General features: G+C 40.5%; 1 protein-coding gene. It reads left to right on the forward strand.

Annotated features, from left to right (window positions below; translation table 11 throughout):
* On the forward strand, positions 1-1836 hold a 1836-nt coding region (locus tag DXC04_RS15250; RefSeq protein WP_199692559.1), incomplete at both ends, for a bacterial Ig-like domain-containing protein.

The following is a 1836-nucleotide window of genomic DNA, read 5'->3' on the forward strand; positions in this document are numbered from 1 at the left end:
CAAACAGTTTGTAGCACAGACGTATTACAGTTATTGTCTGGCAAATTATTATTATATGGCACTGATCTTATATCAGAATACTTATATCAGACAAAATAATCTGGGCAGCTATCAGGTAGGGCAGGATATCCTGTTGTCAAAGTCCGAGATCAAGAATAATTTAAAGACGGTACTGGAAACGAATGTAACAACGACAGCCCAGATGTTCTATGATCTGAATAAACATTTCTGTTCGGTGGAAAATCAGAAAGTGTTATATCAGGGAGATGGTGGTACAACGAACCGTACGTTGAAGGACAGCCAGATGGATGTAGAACCGGGCTCTTCCGCTTCTCTGCCGGAGTCAGAACAGATCCTGGATGCATATTTTGGAAGCAAGTACAGCAAGATATTTGGAAATGTATGTAAATACAGTTATGAAACATCTGACAATCAGGTTCAGGTGGATGGTAATAAACTTACATTTGATGAGAATCTGGCAGAAGGCAAAGAGATTAAAGTGGATATGTACTGTACTGTTTCCGGGAATACTTCGGAAGAAGTTTCAGAAAAAATTCCGGAGAATCAGAAGATCAAACTACACACATATACATTTACCATTAAAGCGGGGAAATTATCCGGTGGATATGGAACTGTGGAGTATCCGTATGTGATTAAAACGCTTGGTGACTATGATAAATTTTCAAGGGGCGAAGAATTCTCGAATGCAATAATATCACTGGAAGCAGACCTGGATTTTTCAACGACATTATTTAATCCGGTATCTCGTGAGTTTACTGGACAGTTTTTTGGAAACGGACATAAATTTTCGAATATTGATATAACAGGTATATCCTTTTATGGAATGTTTACCAATCTTTCCGGTGCAGTGCAGGATCTGATTATCGAAAATGAAAATCTGAATCCCCAAGGTGTAAGTGGCGGTATTTACAGAATAGGAGTTATCGCAGGTAAAGTAAACAAAAGTGGAAGAATTGAAAGGTGTGAAGTTGTAGACAGTAAGATTATATTTACACCGGGAAATAGCGGAAAAGTATATGTCGGTGGTATTGCCGGCATGGTGAATGGTGGCAGTATAACCGGATGTATTACAAGAAATGTAGCTATGAATATAGGATCTCCAAATGGAAGTGTCAAAGGTAACGTTGGTGGACTTGTTGGATATATGGATAACAGCGGAACACTTACCTATAGTGGACGAGAGGGAGGCGAGATTGTAAACTGGTGTACGGATACGGAATCGCCGGGAAGCTATACAGGAGGACTGATCGGAAGTGCATACAGTAAGTCTAAAATGAATAATTGCTGGAGCTTCCGGAAAAGAGCGGAGACTTCAGATTCTGCATACAACAGACTGTTTGGCACATTTGTGGGAATGAGTTCGGGCCTGACAGCGGAGAATTGTATTGTTTATTCCGGAACTGATGCGGATGAATCTAATTATACGGGAAATACATCTGCAAAGGTAGAGCAGGGAAATGCACCACAGGTTCGTAAAGAAGAGAATTTTAATTGTGATAAAATTGGTTACGGAGGCGCAGGTTATCTGACGAACGACAGCAGTACAGGCAATCCACTTCGTCTGAAACCACTGGAGCTGATCCTGAACACGGACAGTGTGAAAAAGGATTATTATTACGGTGAAAAGCTGAGACTGAACGGTTTAACAGTAACTTTAAAACGAGGCAGTACTTCTATTATGGCAGTCGGCTTATATGATGTGGATACGACATTTTCTTCGGACAAAACCGGCACACATACAGTAAAAATATCGGTAGGTAATTTAAGCAGCAGTTTCCAGGTTACCGTAGCAAAGAAGCCACACCATTTCCAGCA

This window comes from Dorea sp. OM07-5, assembly GCF_003481355.1.
In the GTDB taxonomy this organism is placed as follows: domain Bacteria; phylum Bacillota; class Clostridia; order Lachnospirales; family Lachnospiraceae; genus Dorea_D; species Dorea_D hominis.